The organism is Streptomyces sp. KR55 (genome assembly GCF_052245645.1).
In the GTDB taxonomy this organism is placed as follows: Bacteria; Actinomycetota; Actinomycetes; order Streptomycetales; family Streptomycetaceae; genus Streptomyces; species Streptomyces flavusporus.
Genome location: NZ_JBQQCE010000215.1, coordinates 1 through 15,844, shown reverse-complemented (window position 1 = coordinate 15,844; position 15,844 = coordinate 1). Strand labels below are relative to the sequence as shown.

The window sequence follows — 15,844 nt, the reverse complement described above, 5'->3', positions numbered from 1 at the left end:
CTCCTGGCCGGGCAGGGGCCGCTGGCCCGGATCGGCCTGCACCTGGACGTGCCGGCCGGGGGCCGCGGTGGGGTGTGGCTGGTGGCGGTGGGCGTGGCTCTGGGGTGTGCGCTGGCGGTGACGGGTCCGGCGCTGTGGGCGGCGGGGGGCGGGACGCTGCGCGGTGGTGGGGGCGGAGGCAGGGGCGGGCGTACCGTCGCCGGGGTCGGAGCCGGGCGCTTGCGCGCGTTGCTGGGGTCGCGTTCCGGTTCCGGTGCCGGCCCCGTGCGCTCCCGCGCCTCCCTCCCCGCCCCCGTCCGGGCCGGCGCCGACGTCGGGCTGCTGGTCGTGGCCGGCGTCGCGTACTGGCAGCTCGACCGGCACACTTCCGGCGCCGTCAGCGGCACCAGCGCCGACAGCCTCGGCATCGACCCGCTGCTGGTGTCGGCGCCCGCGCTGGCGCTGCTCGCCGGGACGGTGCTGACGTTGCGGCTGCTGCCGCCGGTGGCGCGGCTCGTCGAACGCCGGGCGGCCGGCGGGCGCGGGCTGACCGCCGCGCTCGCCGGCTGGCAGCTCAGCCGCCGCCCGATGCGCGGGGCGGGCCCGGTGCTGCTGCTGGTGCTCGCGGTCGCGCTGGGCATGCTGGCGATCGGTCAGGGCGTCTCCTGGAACCGCTCGCAGGACGACCAGGCGGACTTCCGCGCCGGTGCGCCTGTGCGCGTACTCGCCGCCGGGGAGGCAGGCCCCGGCCGCACCGAGGAGTACGCGGCCGTGCCGCACGTCGCCGAGGCGGCCCCCGCCGTCCGTACGGAACTGCCGTTGTCCGGCAACCGGACGGCGACCGTGCTCGCGCTGGACACCGCCCACGCGGCGGACGCCGTGCTGATGCGTCCGGACCTGACGGCCGAGCCGGTGCAGCCGCTGCTGACCGGGCTGGGCCCCGAGGGATCGACGGCCGGCGCCCGCATACCCGCGCACACCGCCCGGCTCCAGCTGACGGCAGGCCTGCGCGCCTCCGCCCCCGGCATGACGGCGGACGTGACCCTCGTCGTGGAGGACCGCTACGGCACGCCGTACCGCATCCCGGCCGGCGAACTCCCCGCCGACGGCCGCCGTCACACCCTCACCCCCGACCTCGGCGGCCCGCTCGGCCCGGCCACCCTGACCGGCCTGCACCTCACCATGGGCCAGCCGTCCGGCCGCCCCCAGCAACACCGGTTCAGCGTCGACGCGTTGACGGCCACCGCCACCGACGGGTCGGTTCGGCGGCTGCCGCTGCCCACCGGCTGGAAGGCCGTCTCCGAGAGCGACGGCACGGCCTCGTCTACCGACGCCGACACCAGCCCCACCCGCCCCCGCGTCAGCTCCTCCGAGCCGCTCACGGTCACCTACGGCACCGGCTACGTCCCCCGCGAATACACCTGGATCATCTCGTCGTTGACCATCCGACTGCAGGCCGGCCGGCCCGCGCCGCCGCAGATCACGGCCGTCGCGACCGACCGCTTCCTCGAGTCGGCGGGCGCTCGCCCCGGGGAGCGCGTGGACGTCGCGTTCGGCGGCCACACCCTGCCAGTGCGGATCGTCCGGACCGTACGGGCGCTGCCGACCACTCCCGACGACCACGACGGAGGAGCTCTGCTCGTCGATCTGCGGTCCGTGAACCGGGTGTTGCAGGGCCGGTACGGCACCAGCGTCACGCCCACCGAGTGGTGGCTGGGGGCCGCGCCGGGCGAGGCCGCCGAGGTGGCCGCCGCGCTGCGGGCCCGGCCCGATCTGGAACCCGAGCAGGTGATCGTCCGGGACGAGATCGCCGAGGAGCTGCGCGACGATCCGTTCGGCGCCGGCCCCGAGGCCGCGTTCGCCGCCGCGGCCGGGGTGGCGGCGGCGCTGGCCGCGGTCGGTTTCGCGGTGAGCGCGGCGGGGTCGCTGCGGGAGCGGGACGCCGAGTTCGCCGTGCTGCGCGCCCTGGGCACCCCGCGTCGCCGGCTGGCCCGGATGGTCGCCGTCGAGCAGGGCGTCCTGGTGGGGCTGGCGCTGCTGGTGGGGGCCGCGCTGGGGACCGTACTGACCCGGGCGGTGATCCCGTTGATCGTCCTGACCGCGCAGGCCACCCGGCCGGTGCCTGAGGTGCTGGTGGAGCTTCCGGTTCCCCGCGTGGCCGCCCTGCTGACGGCGGTTGCGCTCGTCCCGCTGCTCGTCACCGCGGCACTCGCGCTGCGCCGCACGGACCCGGCGCGGGCGCTCAGGGAAACAGGGGGTGAATGAGATGCCGAAGCCGGCCAGCCCTGCCGCGCCCTGGATCCGCGCCCGGCTGCGCGCCTCCCCGGGCGCCGCCTGGGCGCTGGCGCTGCTGGTGGCGGTGACCGCCTGCCTGGCCGCCGCGTTCCCGCGCGCGGTCGACCGGTATGCGGACGCCGGACTGCGCCGGGCCGTCGAGCAGGCCCTCCCCGACCGCACCACCGTCCAGCTGTACGCCCCACAGCCCGACTCCGGCCTGGAGCAGGGCCAACGGGAGCGGGCGCTGCGCCCGGACACCCTGGCCGAGCAGTACACGCACGTCCTGCGAGCCGCCCGTCCACCGCTGGTCGCCGACCCCGACCAGTCGACGTACGGCGTGCGCACCACCGTCAACCAGGAGGTCCCCGAACGCTGGCTGGCCCGGCCGAGCGGACTGCCCGCGCAGGTGTCGCTCGCCGCCCAGCACGGACTCGCCGGCCACTCCCGGCTGACCGAGGGCCGGCTGCCGCGCGTGTCCTCCCCGCCGGTGACCGCCGCGACCGCCGAGGTGGAGGCCGCGGTCACCGCCGAGACCGCCAGGAGCCTGCACATCAAGGTCGGTTCGGTCATCCACGTACCCGGTGTGGAACGCGCCCCGCTCGCCGTCCGCGTCACCGGCATCGTCACCCCCCGCGACCCGGCCGGCGCGTACTGGTCGGCCCAGCCGCTGCTGCGCACCCCCGCCCTGGTCCGCGTACCGAACGACCCGAGCGGCAGCCGGTACTGGCTCGGCGCCCTGCTGCTCGCCCCCGAAGCGGCCCCCGCCCTGCTGGGCACCGCCGGAGCCCCCGGGCGCTACTGGCAGGTGGCCCCCGACGTCGACGCCCTGCACGGCCACGACCTGGGCGCCCTGAAGTCCGCGGTCGCCGCGCTCGAATCGGGGCCGGGGCTGCGCGAGGTCCGCACGGCCACCGACCCGCGCACGGAGGCGGCGACCGACCTCGACGACGTGCTCACCTCCTACGACGAGCAGCGCGCCGGCATCGGCCCGCTGGTCGCCGTGGCCGCGTTCGGTACCGGAACGGTGGCCGTCGTCGTCCTTGTGATGGCGGGCGGTCTGGCCGCCGACCGCCGCCGCAGCGAACTCGCCCTGCTGCGCGCCCGCGGCGCCTCCCTGCCCGGCCTCGCGGCCCGCCTGCTCGGCGAGACCGCGGTCGTGGCCGTGCCCGCGGCTGTCCTCGGCCTCATCGCCGCGCTGCTCGCGGTCCCCGAGGGCCGCCGCACCCCCGCGCTCGTCGCCGCCCTCGCGGTCACCGCGGTGGCCTGCCTGGCGCTCCCCCTGCGCGCCGCGGTCACGCACCGGGCCGTCCGCGTCCACGGCGAACGCGAGGACGTGGCGTCCGTACGTCCTTCCCGGCGCCGTACGGTCGCGGAACTCACGCTGGTCGTGCTGGCGGCCGGCGCGGTCGAGACTCTGCGCAGACGGGGCACGACGGGAGATCAACTGGCGTCGGCGGCACCGGTGTTGGTGGCGGTGATCGCGGCCCTGGTCCTGATCCGGCTCTACCCGCTCCCGCTGCGCGGCCTCGCCCGCCCGGCCGCCCGGCTGCGCGGCGCGGTGGGCCCGCTGTCGCTGGCCCGCGCGGCCCGTACGTCCGTCTCCGCGGTGCTGCCGCTGCTGGCCCTGTCCACCGCCCTCACCACGGCCGCCTTCGGCGGCTCGGTGCTCGCGGGTGTCCAGGAGACCCGCGACCGCGCGGCGGTCCTCGCCATCGGCGCCGACGCCCGCGTCGAGGCGACCGCCCCGCTGCCGTCCGCCCTGCCCGACCGGATCCGCCAGGCGCCCGGCGTGCGTGGACTGGCCGAGACGAGCATCGCGTACCAGGCGAAACCGCACGGCGGCCCGCAGTCGGTACCGCTGGCGGGCGTCGACCCCGACGACTACGCGGCGCTGGCCCGGCGGACGTCCCTCGGGGCCTTCGACGAGGGCGAGTTGAGGCGCTCGGGGCACGAGCGGGCGCCCCTGCCCGCCCTTGCCTCCCCGGCCGTCGCCGAGACCTACGGCACCCGGCCCTTCCCGGTCCGCCTGGAGGACGGCAGCACCATCACCGTCCGGATCGCCCTCGTCCGGGACCGCACCCCGGCCGTGACCGGCACCGAGTTCCTGGTCGTGGACCGCGCCGGGCTGGGCGCGCAGGCCGCCCGGCCGACCGCGCTGCTGGTGACCGGCGAGCACCTGGACGGGGGCGCGCTGCGCCGGGCCGCGGGCGACTCGGCGCACGTACAGCTGCGGGCCGAGGAGCGGGGACGGTTCGTCGACTCGCCGCTGCAGTCCGGCGCCGAACGCCTGTACACGGCGGCGGTGGCGGCCGGTGCCGGGTACGCCGTCCTGGCCCTGCTCCTGTCCCTCCTGCGCGCCGCCCCCGAACGCACCGCCCTCCTCGCCCGTCTGCGCACCATGGGCCTCACCCGCGCCCAGGGCCGCCGCCTCCTCGTCCTGGAGTCGCTCCCCCACTCCGCCCTGGCCGCCCTCGGCGGCACCCTCGCCGCCTGGGCCACCATCCGCCTCCTCTCCCCCGGCATCGACCTCACGACCATCGCCCTGCCCTCGTCCCAGCCCCAGGCGGGCCCGGCGCAGCTGAGCACGGACCCGCTGTCGCTGGCCGTACCGGCGGCGGCGGTCCTGCTGCTGACCGTGGGCGTGGCGGTGGGGCAGGCGTGGTGGACGGGACGGCGGGGGTCGGTGAGAGAACTGAGGGCGGGCGACACCCGATGAGCCATGAGCAGCCACTCGACTCCGCGAACTCGAATCCGGCGAACTCGACCTCCGGCGAACTCGAATCCGGCGAAGGAGCCCTGCGATGACGACGAACCCCACCCTCGCCGACCTGGCCCACCGTGCGAACGCCCACCGCGAGCGCCCCGCCTACGGCCACGACGCCCTGATCACCTGCGACCGTCTGGTCCGCATCTTCAGCACGGACGGCGTGGAGGTCCAGGCGCTCCAGGGCCTCGACCTCCTCGTCCGCGAGGGTGAACTCATGGCCCTGGTGGGCGCCTCCGGAAGCGGCAAGTCGACGCTGATGAACATCCTCGCCGGTCTGGACACCCCCACCGCCGGCGCCGCCCGGGTCGCCGGCCGCGACCTGCTGTCGATGACTGCCGGGGACCGCCTCGCCTACCGTCGCGAGGTCGTCGGCTTCGTCTGGCAGCAGACCTCCCGCAACCTCCTGCCCTACCTCACCGCCGCCCAGAACGTCGCCCTGCCCATGCAGCTCGCGGGCTCCCGCCGGGCCCGTCGCCGCGCCCAGTCCGAACGCGCCCTGGAACTCCTGGAGTTGCTGGAGGTCGCCGACTGCCGCGACCGCCGCCCGCACCAGATGTCCGGCGGCCAGCAGCAACGCGTCGCCATCGCGGTGGCCCTCGCCAACAACCCCGCGGTCCTGCTCGCCGACGAACCCACCGGCGAACTCGACTCCCACACCGCGGAACAGGTCTTCGCCGCCTTCCGCACGGCGAACGAACACCTGGGCACCACCATCGTCATCGTCACCCACGACCAGGCGGTCGCCGGCGAGGTCCGCCGCACGGTCGCCATCCGCGACGGCCGCACCTCCACCGAGGTCCTGCGCCGCAGCGAACGCGACGCGACGACCGGCCACGAGACGATGGTGGCCCGCGAGTACGCCATGCTCGACCGCGCGGGCCGTCTGCAACTCCCCGCCGAGTACACCCGCGCCCTGGGCATGCGCGACCGCGTCGCCCTGGAACTGGAGCCGGACCACATCGGCGTCTGGCCGGACAACAGCGAACGCGACTGACCTGCTGACTGACGTCCCGGACCCGCTCGCCCAGGCCACCCGACCGCCCATGAGCGGATCAGCGGACGCTGACGTCCAGCGCCCCGAGTCCCGCCCGCCGCACAGCGATCGACCCGTACGGAGTCCGCAGCCGCAGCCAGGCACCCGACGCGAACAGGCCCAGGTCCTCCGCACTCGTGACCGGCCGAAGGAACCCCAGGGACTGCGCCGCGTGCACGGCCCGTACCGGAAGCGCCGTCTCCCCGACCGTCCGGGACCAGATCTCCCGCCCGATCCGGTCGAGTTCGGCCCGCGTACGCCCCTCGGGCGCCAACTCCTGCGTGCGGGAGCGGAATTCGGCCACCGCGGCGGCGACCATCGCCCGTAGCGCATCCGCGTCCGGCAGCCCAGGCTCCGGCCGCCAGCCACCGCGCGGCGGCATGACGCCGGCCCACGGCGGCCCGGTCACCGCGGCCGGGACGGCAGCCGTGGCCGCCGCCTCGTCCACGGACTCCAGCAGTTCACCGGCGGACACGGTCACGTCCAGCGTGACGTCCAGCCCGTTCTCGTACGGCTTGGCCAGCCGCACCGCCCGGATCGCCAGCACCTCGAAGGACGGCGGCCGCCCGAAGACGGCGAGTGCGGTGCCCGCCGCCTGCAGACGCACCGCTGCTCCACGGTCGTAGTGGAGCAGCCGGGAGAGGAAGGCCGCGAGGTCCGCCGCCTCCCCCTCGTCGGCGAGGTGGAGCACCGTCATGCGGCGACGGCCTCCCCCTCGTCCTCGTCGGCGCCCACGTCGTCCATGTACTCCTGGAGGAACTCCCGCTCCTCCGCGGTGATCCGGCGCGGCCGCTGCGCCTCGAAGTCGAACGGCACTATCACCGTCGAGGCCCGGACGTAGACCTCGTCGCCGTCCTTCACCTCGTAGGAGAGGGTGAAGGACGCGGCCCTGATCTCCGTGACCCACAGCTCGATGTCCACGGGCGCGTGCCGGTGGACGAGCTGCCGCTTGTAGTCGATCTCATGGCGCGCCACCACGGACCCCTGCTTGAACTCCTTGTCCGGGCGGAACAGGAAGTCGATACGGGCTTCCTCCAGGTAGCGCAGGAAGACCACGTTGTTGACATGGCCGTACGCGTCCATGTCCGCCCATCGCAGCGGGCAGCGGTAGATATGCCGCAAGATCAGCCCCGGGTCAGCTTCTTGTAGGTGGCACGGTGCGGACGCGCCGCGTCCGCACCGAGGCGCTCGATCTTGTTCTTCTCGTACGACTCGAAGTTGCCCTCGAACCAGAACCACTTGGAGTCACCCTCGTAGGCGAGGATGTGCGTGGCCACACGGTCGAGGAACCACCGGTCGTGGGAGACGACCACGGCGCAGCCCGGGAACTCCAGCAGCGCGTTCTCGAGCGACGACAGCGTCTCGACGTCGAGGTCGTTGGTCGGCTCGTCGAGGAGCAGCAGGTTGCCGCCCTGCTTGAGGGTGAGCGCGAGGTTCAGCCGGTTGCGCTCACCGCCGGACAGGACGCCGGCCGGCTTCTGCTGGTCCGGCCCCTTGAAGCCGAAGGCGGAGACGTACGCCCGCGAGGGCATCTCCACCTGCCCGACGTTGATGTAGTCCAGCTCGTCCGAGACAACGGCCCACAGCGTCTTCTTCGGGTCGATGTGCTCGCGGCTCTGGTCGACGTAGGAGATCTTGACCGTGTCGCCGACCTTGATCGAACCGGCGTCGGGCTCCTCCAGACCCTGGATCATCTTGAAGAGGGTCGTCTTGCCGGCACCGTTCGGACCGATGACACCCACGATCCCGTTACGCGGCAGCGTGAACGAGAGATCGTCGATCAGGACCTTCTCGCCGAAAGCCTTGCTGAGGTTGTTGATCTCGACGACCACGTTGCCGAGCCGCGGCCCCGGCGGGATCTGGATCTCCTCGAAGTCCAGCTTCCGCATCTTCTCGGCCTCGGCGGCCATCTCCTCGTAGCGGGCCAGACGCGCCTTGGACTTGGCCTGCCGCCCCTTGGCGTTGGACCGCACCCACTCGAGCTCTTCCTTCAGACGCTTCTGCCGCTTGGCGTCCTTCTGGCCCTCGACCTTGAGGCGGGCGGCCTTGGTCTCCAGGTACTTGGAGTAGTTGCCCTCGTAGCCGTGCAGACGGCCACGGTCGACCTCGCAGATCCACCCCGCGACATTGTCGAGGAAGTACCGGTCGTGGGTGACGGCCACGACGGTGCCCGGGTACTTGGCGAGGTGCTGCTCCAGCCAGTTCACGGACTCGGCGTCGAGGTGGTTGGTGGGCTCGTCGAGGAGCAGCAGGTCGGGCTGCTCCAGCAGCAGCTTGCACAGCGCGACGCGGCGGCGCTCACCACCGGAGAGATTGGTGACGGGCCAGTCGCCGGGCGGGCAGCCCAGGGCGTCCATCGCCTGCTCGAGCTGGGCGTCGAGGTCCCAGGCCTCCGCGTGGTCGAGCTCCTCCTGGAGCTTGCCCATCTCCTCGAGGAGCGCGTCCGAGTAGTCGGTCGCCATCAGCTCGGCGATCTCGTTGAACCGGTCGAGCTTGCCCTTGATCTCGGCGACACCCTCCTGGACGTTCTCCAGGACGGTCTTCTCCTCGTTCAGCGGGGGCTCCTGGAGCAGGATGCCGACGCTGTAGCCGGGCGTCAGGAACGCGTCACCGTTGGAGGGCTGCTCCAGCCCCGCCATGATCTTCAGCACGGTCGACTTACCGGCACCGTTCGGGCCGACGACGCCGATCTTGGCACCCGGAAGGAAGTTCAGGGTGACGTCGTCGAGGATCACCTTGTCGCCGTGCGCCTTGCGCGCCTTGCGCATGGTGTAAATGAACTCAGCCAAGAGAAACCGTCCGGCAGCTTGAATCTGGCAGTGGGCAGATACACCCCATCTTGCCTGACGGCCAGGCCTGGGGGGAAACGCGTATGGTCGGGCGCTTGTGACCTGCGGGTTCGCCGTCTCAGTACGGCAGCCCCGGCGCGCCGCGCTCGATGGGTTACGACTTCTTCCTGCGGACCACGACCAGGGCCGCGCCGCCGATCACGACCAGGCCGATGGCCACGCCCGCGATCACCGGCGTCGCGTCGGAACTGCCGGTGGCGGCGAGGTTCACGTCGGAGGCGGTGCCGCCTGCCGTGGCCGGACTCGGCTCGCTGAGGATCTGCGTCGACTCACCGGCCTCGTCGGCCTCGCCGGCCCGGGTGCGACAGTCGAGCACTCCGGCGAAGCGCTTCTCGTAGCCGCCGGGTCCGGTGATCGTGAAGTCGTAGGCCTGGTCCTCCTGGAGCGGGATGGTCACGGTGCGCGACTCACCGGCGCCGATGGTGTGCTCGGCGCCCATCAGCTCGAAGGTGAAGGCCTCGTCGCCCTGGTTGACGGCCGTGATGTCCACGCCGCCCTCGGCGCAGTTCTCCCGCGCGGACAGCGCGGGTATCGCGCCCTTCTCCGCCCAGGTCGCGCTCACCGTCGCCGAGACCGTGGACTCGCTGGAGCCGGCCAGGATCTGCGTCTGGCTTCTGCTCTCGGAGGCGAAGGCCCGGCCCACAGGCACGGTCGTGGAGGCCTGGACGGTCAGCTCGGCCGAACCGGCCGCCGCGTCCGCCGGCACCTCGAAGAACAGCTGGCTGCCGTCCGTCGCGGTGGTGACGTCCTTGCCGTCCTTGCCGACGATCCGCACTCCGTCGGCGGCGGCGTCCGGCGGCGGGGTCACCGTCACACTGTCCGCGTCGGTGTGCACCGTCACCGGGCCGAGCAACTCACCGGGATGGCCGGAGAGCGCGGGCGGGTCGAGGGTCAGTGACGCCTCAGGTTCCGCCGCGTCTCGGGCGCTCTTCTCCAGGTGGTCCGCGAGCTTCTCGGCCTCCGGGTCGACGGCGTCGACGTCCACCCCGTCCGAGTAGCGCCAGATGGCCACCTGGGTGCCGGCCGCGGCGTCCTGCTCGGTGAGGCCGCCGCGGATGCCCGCCTTCTTCGCGAGCGCCGCGAGGTCGTTCACCTGCGGGTAGGAGTTCTGCAGAATCCAGCGGATCCGGCCCGCGTCGTCGTTGGCGCCCAGCGAGGTGCCGCTCCACGGCGTCTCGTGGTACTTGGCGTCCTTCTGGGTGGGGTTGTGCAGGTCGACGCAGTACGTCTGCAGCATGCCACCGCCCTCGACGGACATCTCGAACAGGCCCGCGGATATCTCCAGGTCGCCCTCAGCGGCGTGGACCACCGCCGCGCCGTAGGTCTTCAGGCCGCTCATGGTGGCCGCCGCCCCGCCGTGGGTCTGCGCCGCCCCGGAGTCGGCCGCGGCAGGCACCGCCATGGCCGGCCCGGCAGCGACGGTCAGTCCCGACACCAGCGTCACGGCGGCGAAACGGGCCGCCCGTCGCCCGCACACGGACAGTGCGGAGAACGAAGAAAACACAGAATTCCCCTTCGAGCAGGACCCGTTGACGTGGGGGGGTACGGTCCCACCAGCAGAATCTCAGGCCCCGAGAGCCATGCCCGGCATCCTAGGGATGCGGGCGCACCACCTTTCCCAGTGATCCCGCCGGGCCGGCAATCCGACTCGGAATCGTTATCGCCAGGAGGCCTACAAACAGGGCTTATCGACAAATCCACCGTGGTCGCCCGGGCGCGCATTCGCCGATAAGCCGCAGTTCGGTCACTCTCGTACGGCTCCAGGGCGGAACCGGCCCGTAGCCGACGTCACGTCACCGCCGCGGGTTCCGACCGCCGTTGGGGCTCCGTGCCTGCGCTGTCGGCGGCGGGCGTCTCCCAGGCGGGCTCGGGCTGTGTCGGCGAACTGGTCGTCTCCGTCTCGTTCTTGGGGTTCGCGCGCCGGAAGGCCGAGGTGCCGCGCGCCAGGTCGTGGCCGATCGCCACGGCGTCGATGTCGGCCGAGGTCCAGCTCTGCCCCTCGCGCACGTCCGTCCGTACCTTCAGCCTGCCCTGCACGACGACGGGATCGCCCACCGACAGGGAGGCCGCCGCGTTGGTGGCCAGCTGCCGATTGGCCCACACCGTGAAGAAGTTGGTGTGCCCGTCCGTCCATGTGCTCTTCTCGCGGTCCCAGTACCGGGCGGTCACCGCCAGCCGGAACCGCGCCGACGGTCCCGCCGCCAGCTCCCGGTAGACCGGCTGCGTCGCCACGTTGCCCACCGCGCAGACCATCGTCTCGTTCATCTTCTCGCTCCCCTCCCCCGCCCGGCCGCTCGCGCCGGGCAGGCATGCGTACGGGCCCGTCCCGTACGGCTGCGTCTGCCGCGGCGGCCGCCGTCCCTGCGCGCACCGCCGCTGTCGTGGCGACCACGTCCGTCGCGATCGCCGCGAAGCCAGACTGCCTCCGCCGAGCCGAGCCCGCAGAGGGCTGTGGATCATCCCCAGCCTGTGGATAACTCCGCCACTCGTTCGAGGGATCCCATCCCGCACGCCCAACCGGTGTGGCCGGCCTTCCGAGCGGCTACCTCACCCCGGCCCTCGCCCCGATGACCCGCCCGTACTGGTCACGAATCTCCTGGTACCGCAGCAGCTCCGACGCCACCGGATCGAGGACCCGGGCCCGGCCGCACCCGGCCGCGGCCTCCCGCAGCCGCCGTTCCGCCTCCAGTCCGTACCGCCGGGCCGGTCCCCGGGCCGCCATCTTGCAGCTCCACTCGACGAGCGGGCCGCCGATGATCCCGGCCACCATCAGCAGCACCGGCACCCCGAGATTCGGCGACATGACCCCGACGATCTGCCCCACCAGCCACAGCCCGCCGACGACTTGCAGGAGAGTCATGGACGCCTGCGCCAGTACGGCCACCGGCCACCAGCCCGGTGTCGGCGGCCGTCCCGTCGGCAGCCCGGCCCGCGCGGCCAGCTCGTCCAGTGCCTCGGGCAGCCCCTGGGAGCCGCGTACGGCCGCCTCGCGCACTGCCTGCGCCCAGGGCGCCGGCAGCCCCGCCGACGCCCGGTCGGACACCGTCCGCACCGCCTGTTCGACGCGCTGCCGCGCCGTGGCCTGCTCGTCCGCCTGCGTGCGCACCGGCAGCCGGCCCGTGGTGGGTTCGCTCCGCTCCAGGAACCAGCGCCACAACCGCAGCCAGGGCGTCCCGCACGCACGGTTGGCGTTGCGCAGCCAGGCCCGCTCGGCGGCCTCGCCGGCGGCGGTGGCGCCCACGGCGTCGGCCAGCCGCGCGGAGAACTCGTCCCGCGCCCGTTCGCTGAGCCCGGTGCGTCGCCCGGTGGTGTACACCGGCCACAGCCGCACTGCCGCGGCGTCCAGGTCGGCCAGGATGCGGCGGGCTGCGGCACCGCGCTCCGCCACGAACTGGCCGAGCGCCTCGCGCAGTTCCCCGATGCCGTCACCGGTGAGCGCGGACAGCGCGAGTACGGTCGCGCCCGGTTCGCCGTACTCCCCCAGGGCGATCCCGTCCTCGTCCAGCAGCCGCCGCAGATCGTCGAGCACCTGGTGGGCCGCCTCCCCGGGGAGGCGGTCGATCTGGTTGAGGACGACGAACATGACCTCCGCATGCCCGGCCATGGGCCGCAGATAGCGCTCATGGAGCACGGCGTCGGCGTACTTCTCGGGATCCACGACCCAGATGACCGCATCGACGAGCGCCAGCAGCCGCTCGGCCTGCTCGCGGTGCTGTACGGCCGCCGAGTCGAGGTCGGGCAGGTCGACCAGGACGAGCCCGCGCAGCTGCGCCTCCGCCTCGGGGCTCTGCAGCGGGCGGCGACGCAGGCGTCCGGGGATGCCGAGCCGGTCGATGAGGCTCGCCGCGCCGTCGCTCCAGCTGCACGCGATGGGCGCGGCGGTCGTCGGCCGCCGTACGCCCGTCTCCGAAATGGCCACCCCGGCCAGCGCGTTGAACAGCTGCGACTTGCCGCTGCCGGTCGCGCCCGCGATGGCGACGACGGTGTGCTGCCCGGACAGCTTGCGCCGGGCCGCCGCCTCGTCGAGGACCCGGCTCGCCTCGGCCAGCGTCCTGCTGTCGAGCCGGGTACGGGACAGGCCCACCAGTTCGCGCAGCGCGTCGAGCCGGGACCGCGTCGGACCGTCGTACGCGAGCGGGGCCACGGTCTGCGGCCCCGACGGCTTGCTCTCCGCCACCGCGAGCTGCTCGGCGGCGGTTTTCTCGTTCACCCGCCGCGCGATCAGACCGTCGTCCCAGGTGTCTTCGGCGGCCGTGACGGAGTCCGCACGGGATTCCGTAGGAGAGTCCGTACGGGACTGCGTGGGAGAGTCCGTACGGGATTCCGCCGGAGAGCCGCTACGGGACTCCGCGAGGGAGGGGGGACGGGAGTCCGCAGGAGATCCGGTACGGGCGTCCATACGGCCTTCGCTCGCACGGTCACGGTAGGTGTCATGGTCGACCTGCACGCGCGCGTGGTCCCCGTTCCCTTGCGCACCGGACTCCCCTGACTTGCGCCGCCCCCACCAAAAGCGCCGCTCGACGGATTCGCCCTCTTCGGGGAGGGGTTTTCCGCGATCGCCGTCGTCCTCCGCGGAGGAGGACCCCTTTCCCGAATCGCTCTCCTTGGAGGCGTCCCTTTCGGCAGCGCCCTCCTTGGAGACGCTCTTTCCGGAATCGCCCCCTTTGGTCATTCCGGAAACTGCCTGCTCAGAGGCTCTGTGTCCGGAAGCACCTTCCCTGGAGGAACGGTTTTCGGAATCGCCCGTCACAGGGGCACGGTCGCCTGCGCGCTCGTTCTCGGAGGCCGCGTCCTCCTGGTGGTCGGGATCGGCGTGCTCCGTGTGGTCCTGGTCAGTGACGGCAGTCACCGGTCACCTCTCCTTCTGCAGTACGGACAGCGCGGCGATGAGTTCGGCCTGGGGTTCGGGATGGACTTCGAGGGCGTCGAGCGGGGCGAGCCGGCGTTCACGTTCGGCGTGCATCACCCGGTCCACGTACTCGCCGAGCAGCCGTCCGCCCCGTTCCCGCAGCCGCAGCGCACCGTGGGCGCCGATCCGCTCGGCGATCCCCTCGCTCGCGGACCGGGACCGGTGACCGCCCAGCAAAACGGTGGCGACCAGCGCGGAGACCACCTCGGGGTCCGGAGCGACGCTGCGGTCGAGGTGGCGCACCTCGTCCTCGGCGTGCTCCTCGAGCTCGCGCCGCCACCGCCGTACCGCCATCCCGATCCGGTGCTCGGCGGTCTCCAGGGACGTGTCGCGGTCCGCAAGCTCCGGGGCGTCCGCCGCCGGCTCGCGCCGCCAGGCCTCGTCGATGCGCTCGTCGGCGGCGGTGACGGCGCACAGCAGCAGCTCGCACAGGCTCTCCACGAGGGCGTCCAGGAGCTCACCGGCGGTGCAGTCGAGCGGGAAGGCCCGCCAGCGCTTCAACGCGTCACCGGCGAGCACGGCACCCCCCTGCAACCGCCCCCGCACGCGCGCGTGCTCACTGTCGTAGGCGGAGTCGACGGCGGAGGTGAGCCGCAGGGCGGCCGCGTACTGGGCGGCGGCGGCACTGGCCAGCTCGGGCATCCGGGACTTGAGCGAGGCGATGAGACCGTACGCCGTACGGGCCATGGCGTGCTGCCGGGCCGCGGGGTCCTGGGCCTGGTGCACGAGCCAGGTGCGCAGCGGCGCCACGGCGGTGGTCGGCAGCAGCCCGCTGCCCCAGGCCGACTCGGGCAGCTCGGGCACGGTGAACCGCGGTACGTCGCCGAGCCCGGCCTTGGTGAGCAGGGCACCGTACTGCCGGGAGACCTCGGACACCACCTGGTGGGGCACCCGGTCGAGCACGGTGATCAGGGTGGCGTCGTACTCCTTGGCGGTCCGCAGCAGATGCCACGGCACGGCGTCGGCGTACCGAGCGGCCGTGGTGACCATGATCCAGATGTCGGCGGCACAGATGAGCTCGGCCGCGAGGGTGCGGTTGTCGGCGACCAGGGAGTCGATGTCGGGCGCGTCGAGGAGGGCGAGGCCGGGCGGCACGGTATCGGCGGTCTCGATGCGCAGCACGCGCGCGGGGTTCTCGCCCGGGAGCAGCAGATCGTCGTCGGGTTCCTGGTGCGGCACCCACACGCGCGTGAGGTCGGGCAGCACGCGCATGCCGCTGAACCAGTGATGGTCCTCCGGGTGGCACACCAGCACCGGTGTCCGTGTCGTCGGCCGCAGTACGCCCGCCTCGCTGACCCGTCGGCCCACCAGGGAATTGACGAGCGTCGACTTGCCGGCGCCGGTGGAACCTCCCACGACGGCCAGCAACGGCGCTTGGGGCTCCCTCAACCGGGGCACCAGGTAGTCGTCGAGCTGAGCGAGCAGTTCGTCGCGGTTGGCACGCGCGCGTGGCGCCCCGGGGAGGGGCAGCGGGAAGCGTGCGGCGGCGACGCGGTCGCGCAGTGCGGAAAGTGCGTCGAGCAGCTGAGGCCGTACGTCCAAGGTCACCACATGCGAAGAATGCCCAATTTTAGGGCATATCTGAAGCATATGAGCATGTCTGCGCGCCGATAGAACACAAGGGACGGAAGGGGCGACTGGGACAGGGACACAGTCCAGGCATAACGAGTGCACAACACCCGCTGCGTGTGGCGTGAAAAGCGATGCACGATTCGTACCCGCCTGCGATTATCAGGACCGCTTCACCGAACCTCCACATCGAGCCACGGAGGCGAAGCAACAGGGGCAGGGATCCGGGAGCTCTATCCTTGTCCCCGGCAACGTCACGGATCAGCCCACACCCGGGCACCACGACAGAGGCCACCACACCCGGCCCCCGTAGCTCAGTGGATAGAGCAGGCGCCTTCTAAGCGCTTGGCCGCAGGTTCGAGTCCTGCCGGGGGCGCAAACACCCTCTGACCAGCGGAAACGCTGGTCTTTTTTCATGTTGGCCCGATGCACATCGCTTACACACCAAGCGCCTTGACCAT

At 72.9% G+C, this 15,844-nt stretch carries 10 protein-coding genes and 1 tRNA gene; 4 read left to right on the top strand and 7 right to left on the bottom strand.

Annotation, left to right across the window (positions count from 1 at the left end):
- The 3 genes from ACTWQJ_RS28195 to ACTWQJ_RS28185 all read left to right on the top strand — a co-directional run.
- A partial coding sequence (locus ACTWQJ_RS28195; RefSeq protein WP_443309353.1) for an ABC transporter permease occupies positions 1–2,244 on the top strand: 2,244 nt, incomplete at its 5' end.
- A gap of 1 nt (position 2,245) precedes the next feature.
- A complete protein-coding gene (locus ACTWQJ_RS28190; RefSeq protein ID WP_443309352.1) occupies positions 2,246–4,972 on the top strand; it encodes an FtsX-like permease family protein in 2,727 nt (908 codons plus the stop codon).
- Positions 4,973–5,057: 85 nt separating this feature from the next.
- Complete coding sequence (locus ACTWQJ_RS28185; protein WP_443309351.1) at positions 5,058–6,017, top strand: ABC transporter ATP-binding protein; 960 nt, start codon at positions 5,058–5,060, stop codon at positions 6,015–6,017.
- 58 nt (positions 6,018–6,075) lie between these two features.
- Here ACTWQJ_RS28185 and ACTWQJ_RS28180 read toward each other — a convergent pair whose 3' ends face one another.
- The 7 genes from ACTWQJ_RS28180 to ACTWQJ_RS28150 form a co-directional block, all read right to left on the bottom strand.
- The gene (locus ACTWQJ_RS28180; protein ID WP_443309350.1) at positions 6,076–6,753 is read right to left on the bottom strand and encodes a hypothetical protein; all 678 of its coding nucleotides are present in this window, start codon (positions 6,751–6,753) and stop codon (positions 6,076–6,078) included.
- Positions 6,750–7,178, bottom strand: a complete 429-nt coding sequence (locus ACTWQJ_RS28175) for an acyl-CoA thioesterase (protein WP_443309349.1) — start codon at positions 7,176–7,178, stop codon at positions 6,750–6,752. Before ACTWQJ_RS28175 ends, ACTWQJ_RS28180 begins: the two co-directional genes overlap by 4 nt.
- Positions 7,179–7,180: 2 nt before the next feature.
- On the bottom strand, positions 7,181–8,845 hold the full coding sequence (gene ettA, locus ACTWQJ_RS28170) for an energy-dependent translational throttle protein EttA (protein WP_443309348.1): 1,665 nt from the start codon (positions 8,843–8,845) through the stop codon (positions 7,181–7,183).
- A 154-nt stretch (positions 8,846–8,999) separates the two neighbouring features.
- The gene (locus tag ACTWQJ_RS28165) at positions 9,000–10,409 is read right to left on the bottom strand and encodes a TQXA domain-containing protein (RefSeq protein WP_443309347.1); all 1,410 of its coding nucleotides are present in this window, start codon (positions 10,407–10,409) and stop codon (positions 9,000–9,002) included.
- Positions 10,410–10,693: 284 nt separating this feature from the next.
- On the bottom strand, positions 10,694–11,170 hold the full coding sequence (locus ACTWQJ_RS28160; protein WP_443309346.1) for a single-stranded DNA-binding protein: 477 nt from the start codon (positions 11,168–11,170) through the stop codon (positions 10,694–10,696).
- Positions 11,171–11,447: 277 nt separating this feature from the next.
- Entirely contained in the window at positions 11,448–13,577 is a 2,130-nt protein-coding gene (locus ACTWQJ_RS28155) for a GTPase (protein ID WP_443309345.1), read from the bottom strand.
- 180 nt (positions 13,578–13,757) lie between these two features.
- The gene (locus ACTWQJ_RS28150) at positions 13,758–15,365 is read right to left on the bottom strand and encodes a dynamin family protein (protein ID WP_443309344.1); all 1,608 of its coding nucleotides are present in this window, start codon (positions 15,363–15,365) and stop codon (positions 13,758–13,760) included.
- Positions 15,366–15,686: 321 nt separating this feature from the next.
- Between ACTWQJ_RS28150 and ACTWQJ_RS28145 the strand changes: the two genes are divergently transcribed.
- A tRNA-Arg gene (locus ACTWQJ_RS28145) sits at positions 15,687–15,759 on the top strand.
- Positions 15,760–15,844 lie beyond the last annotated feature (85 nt).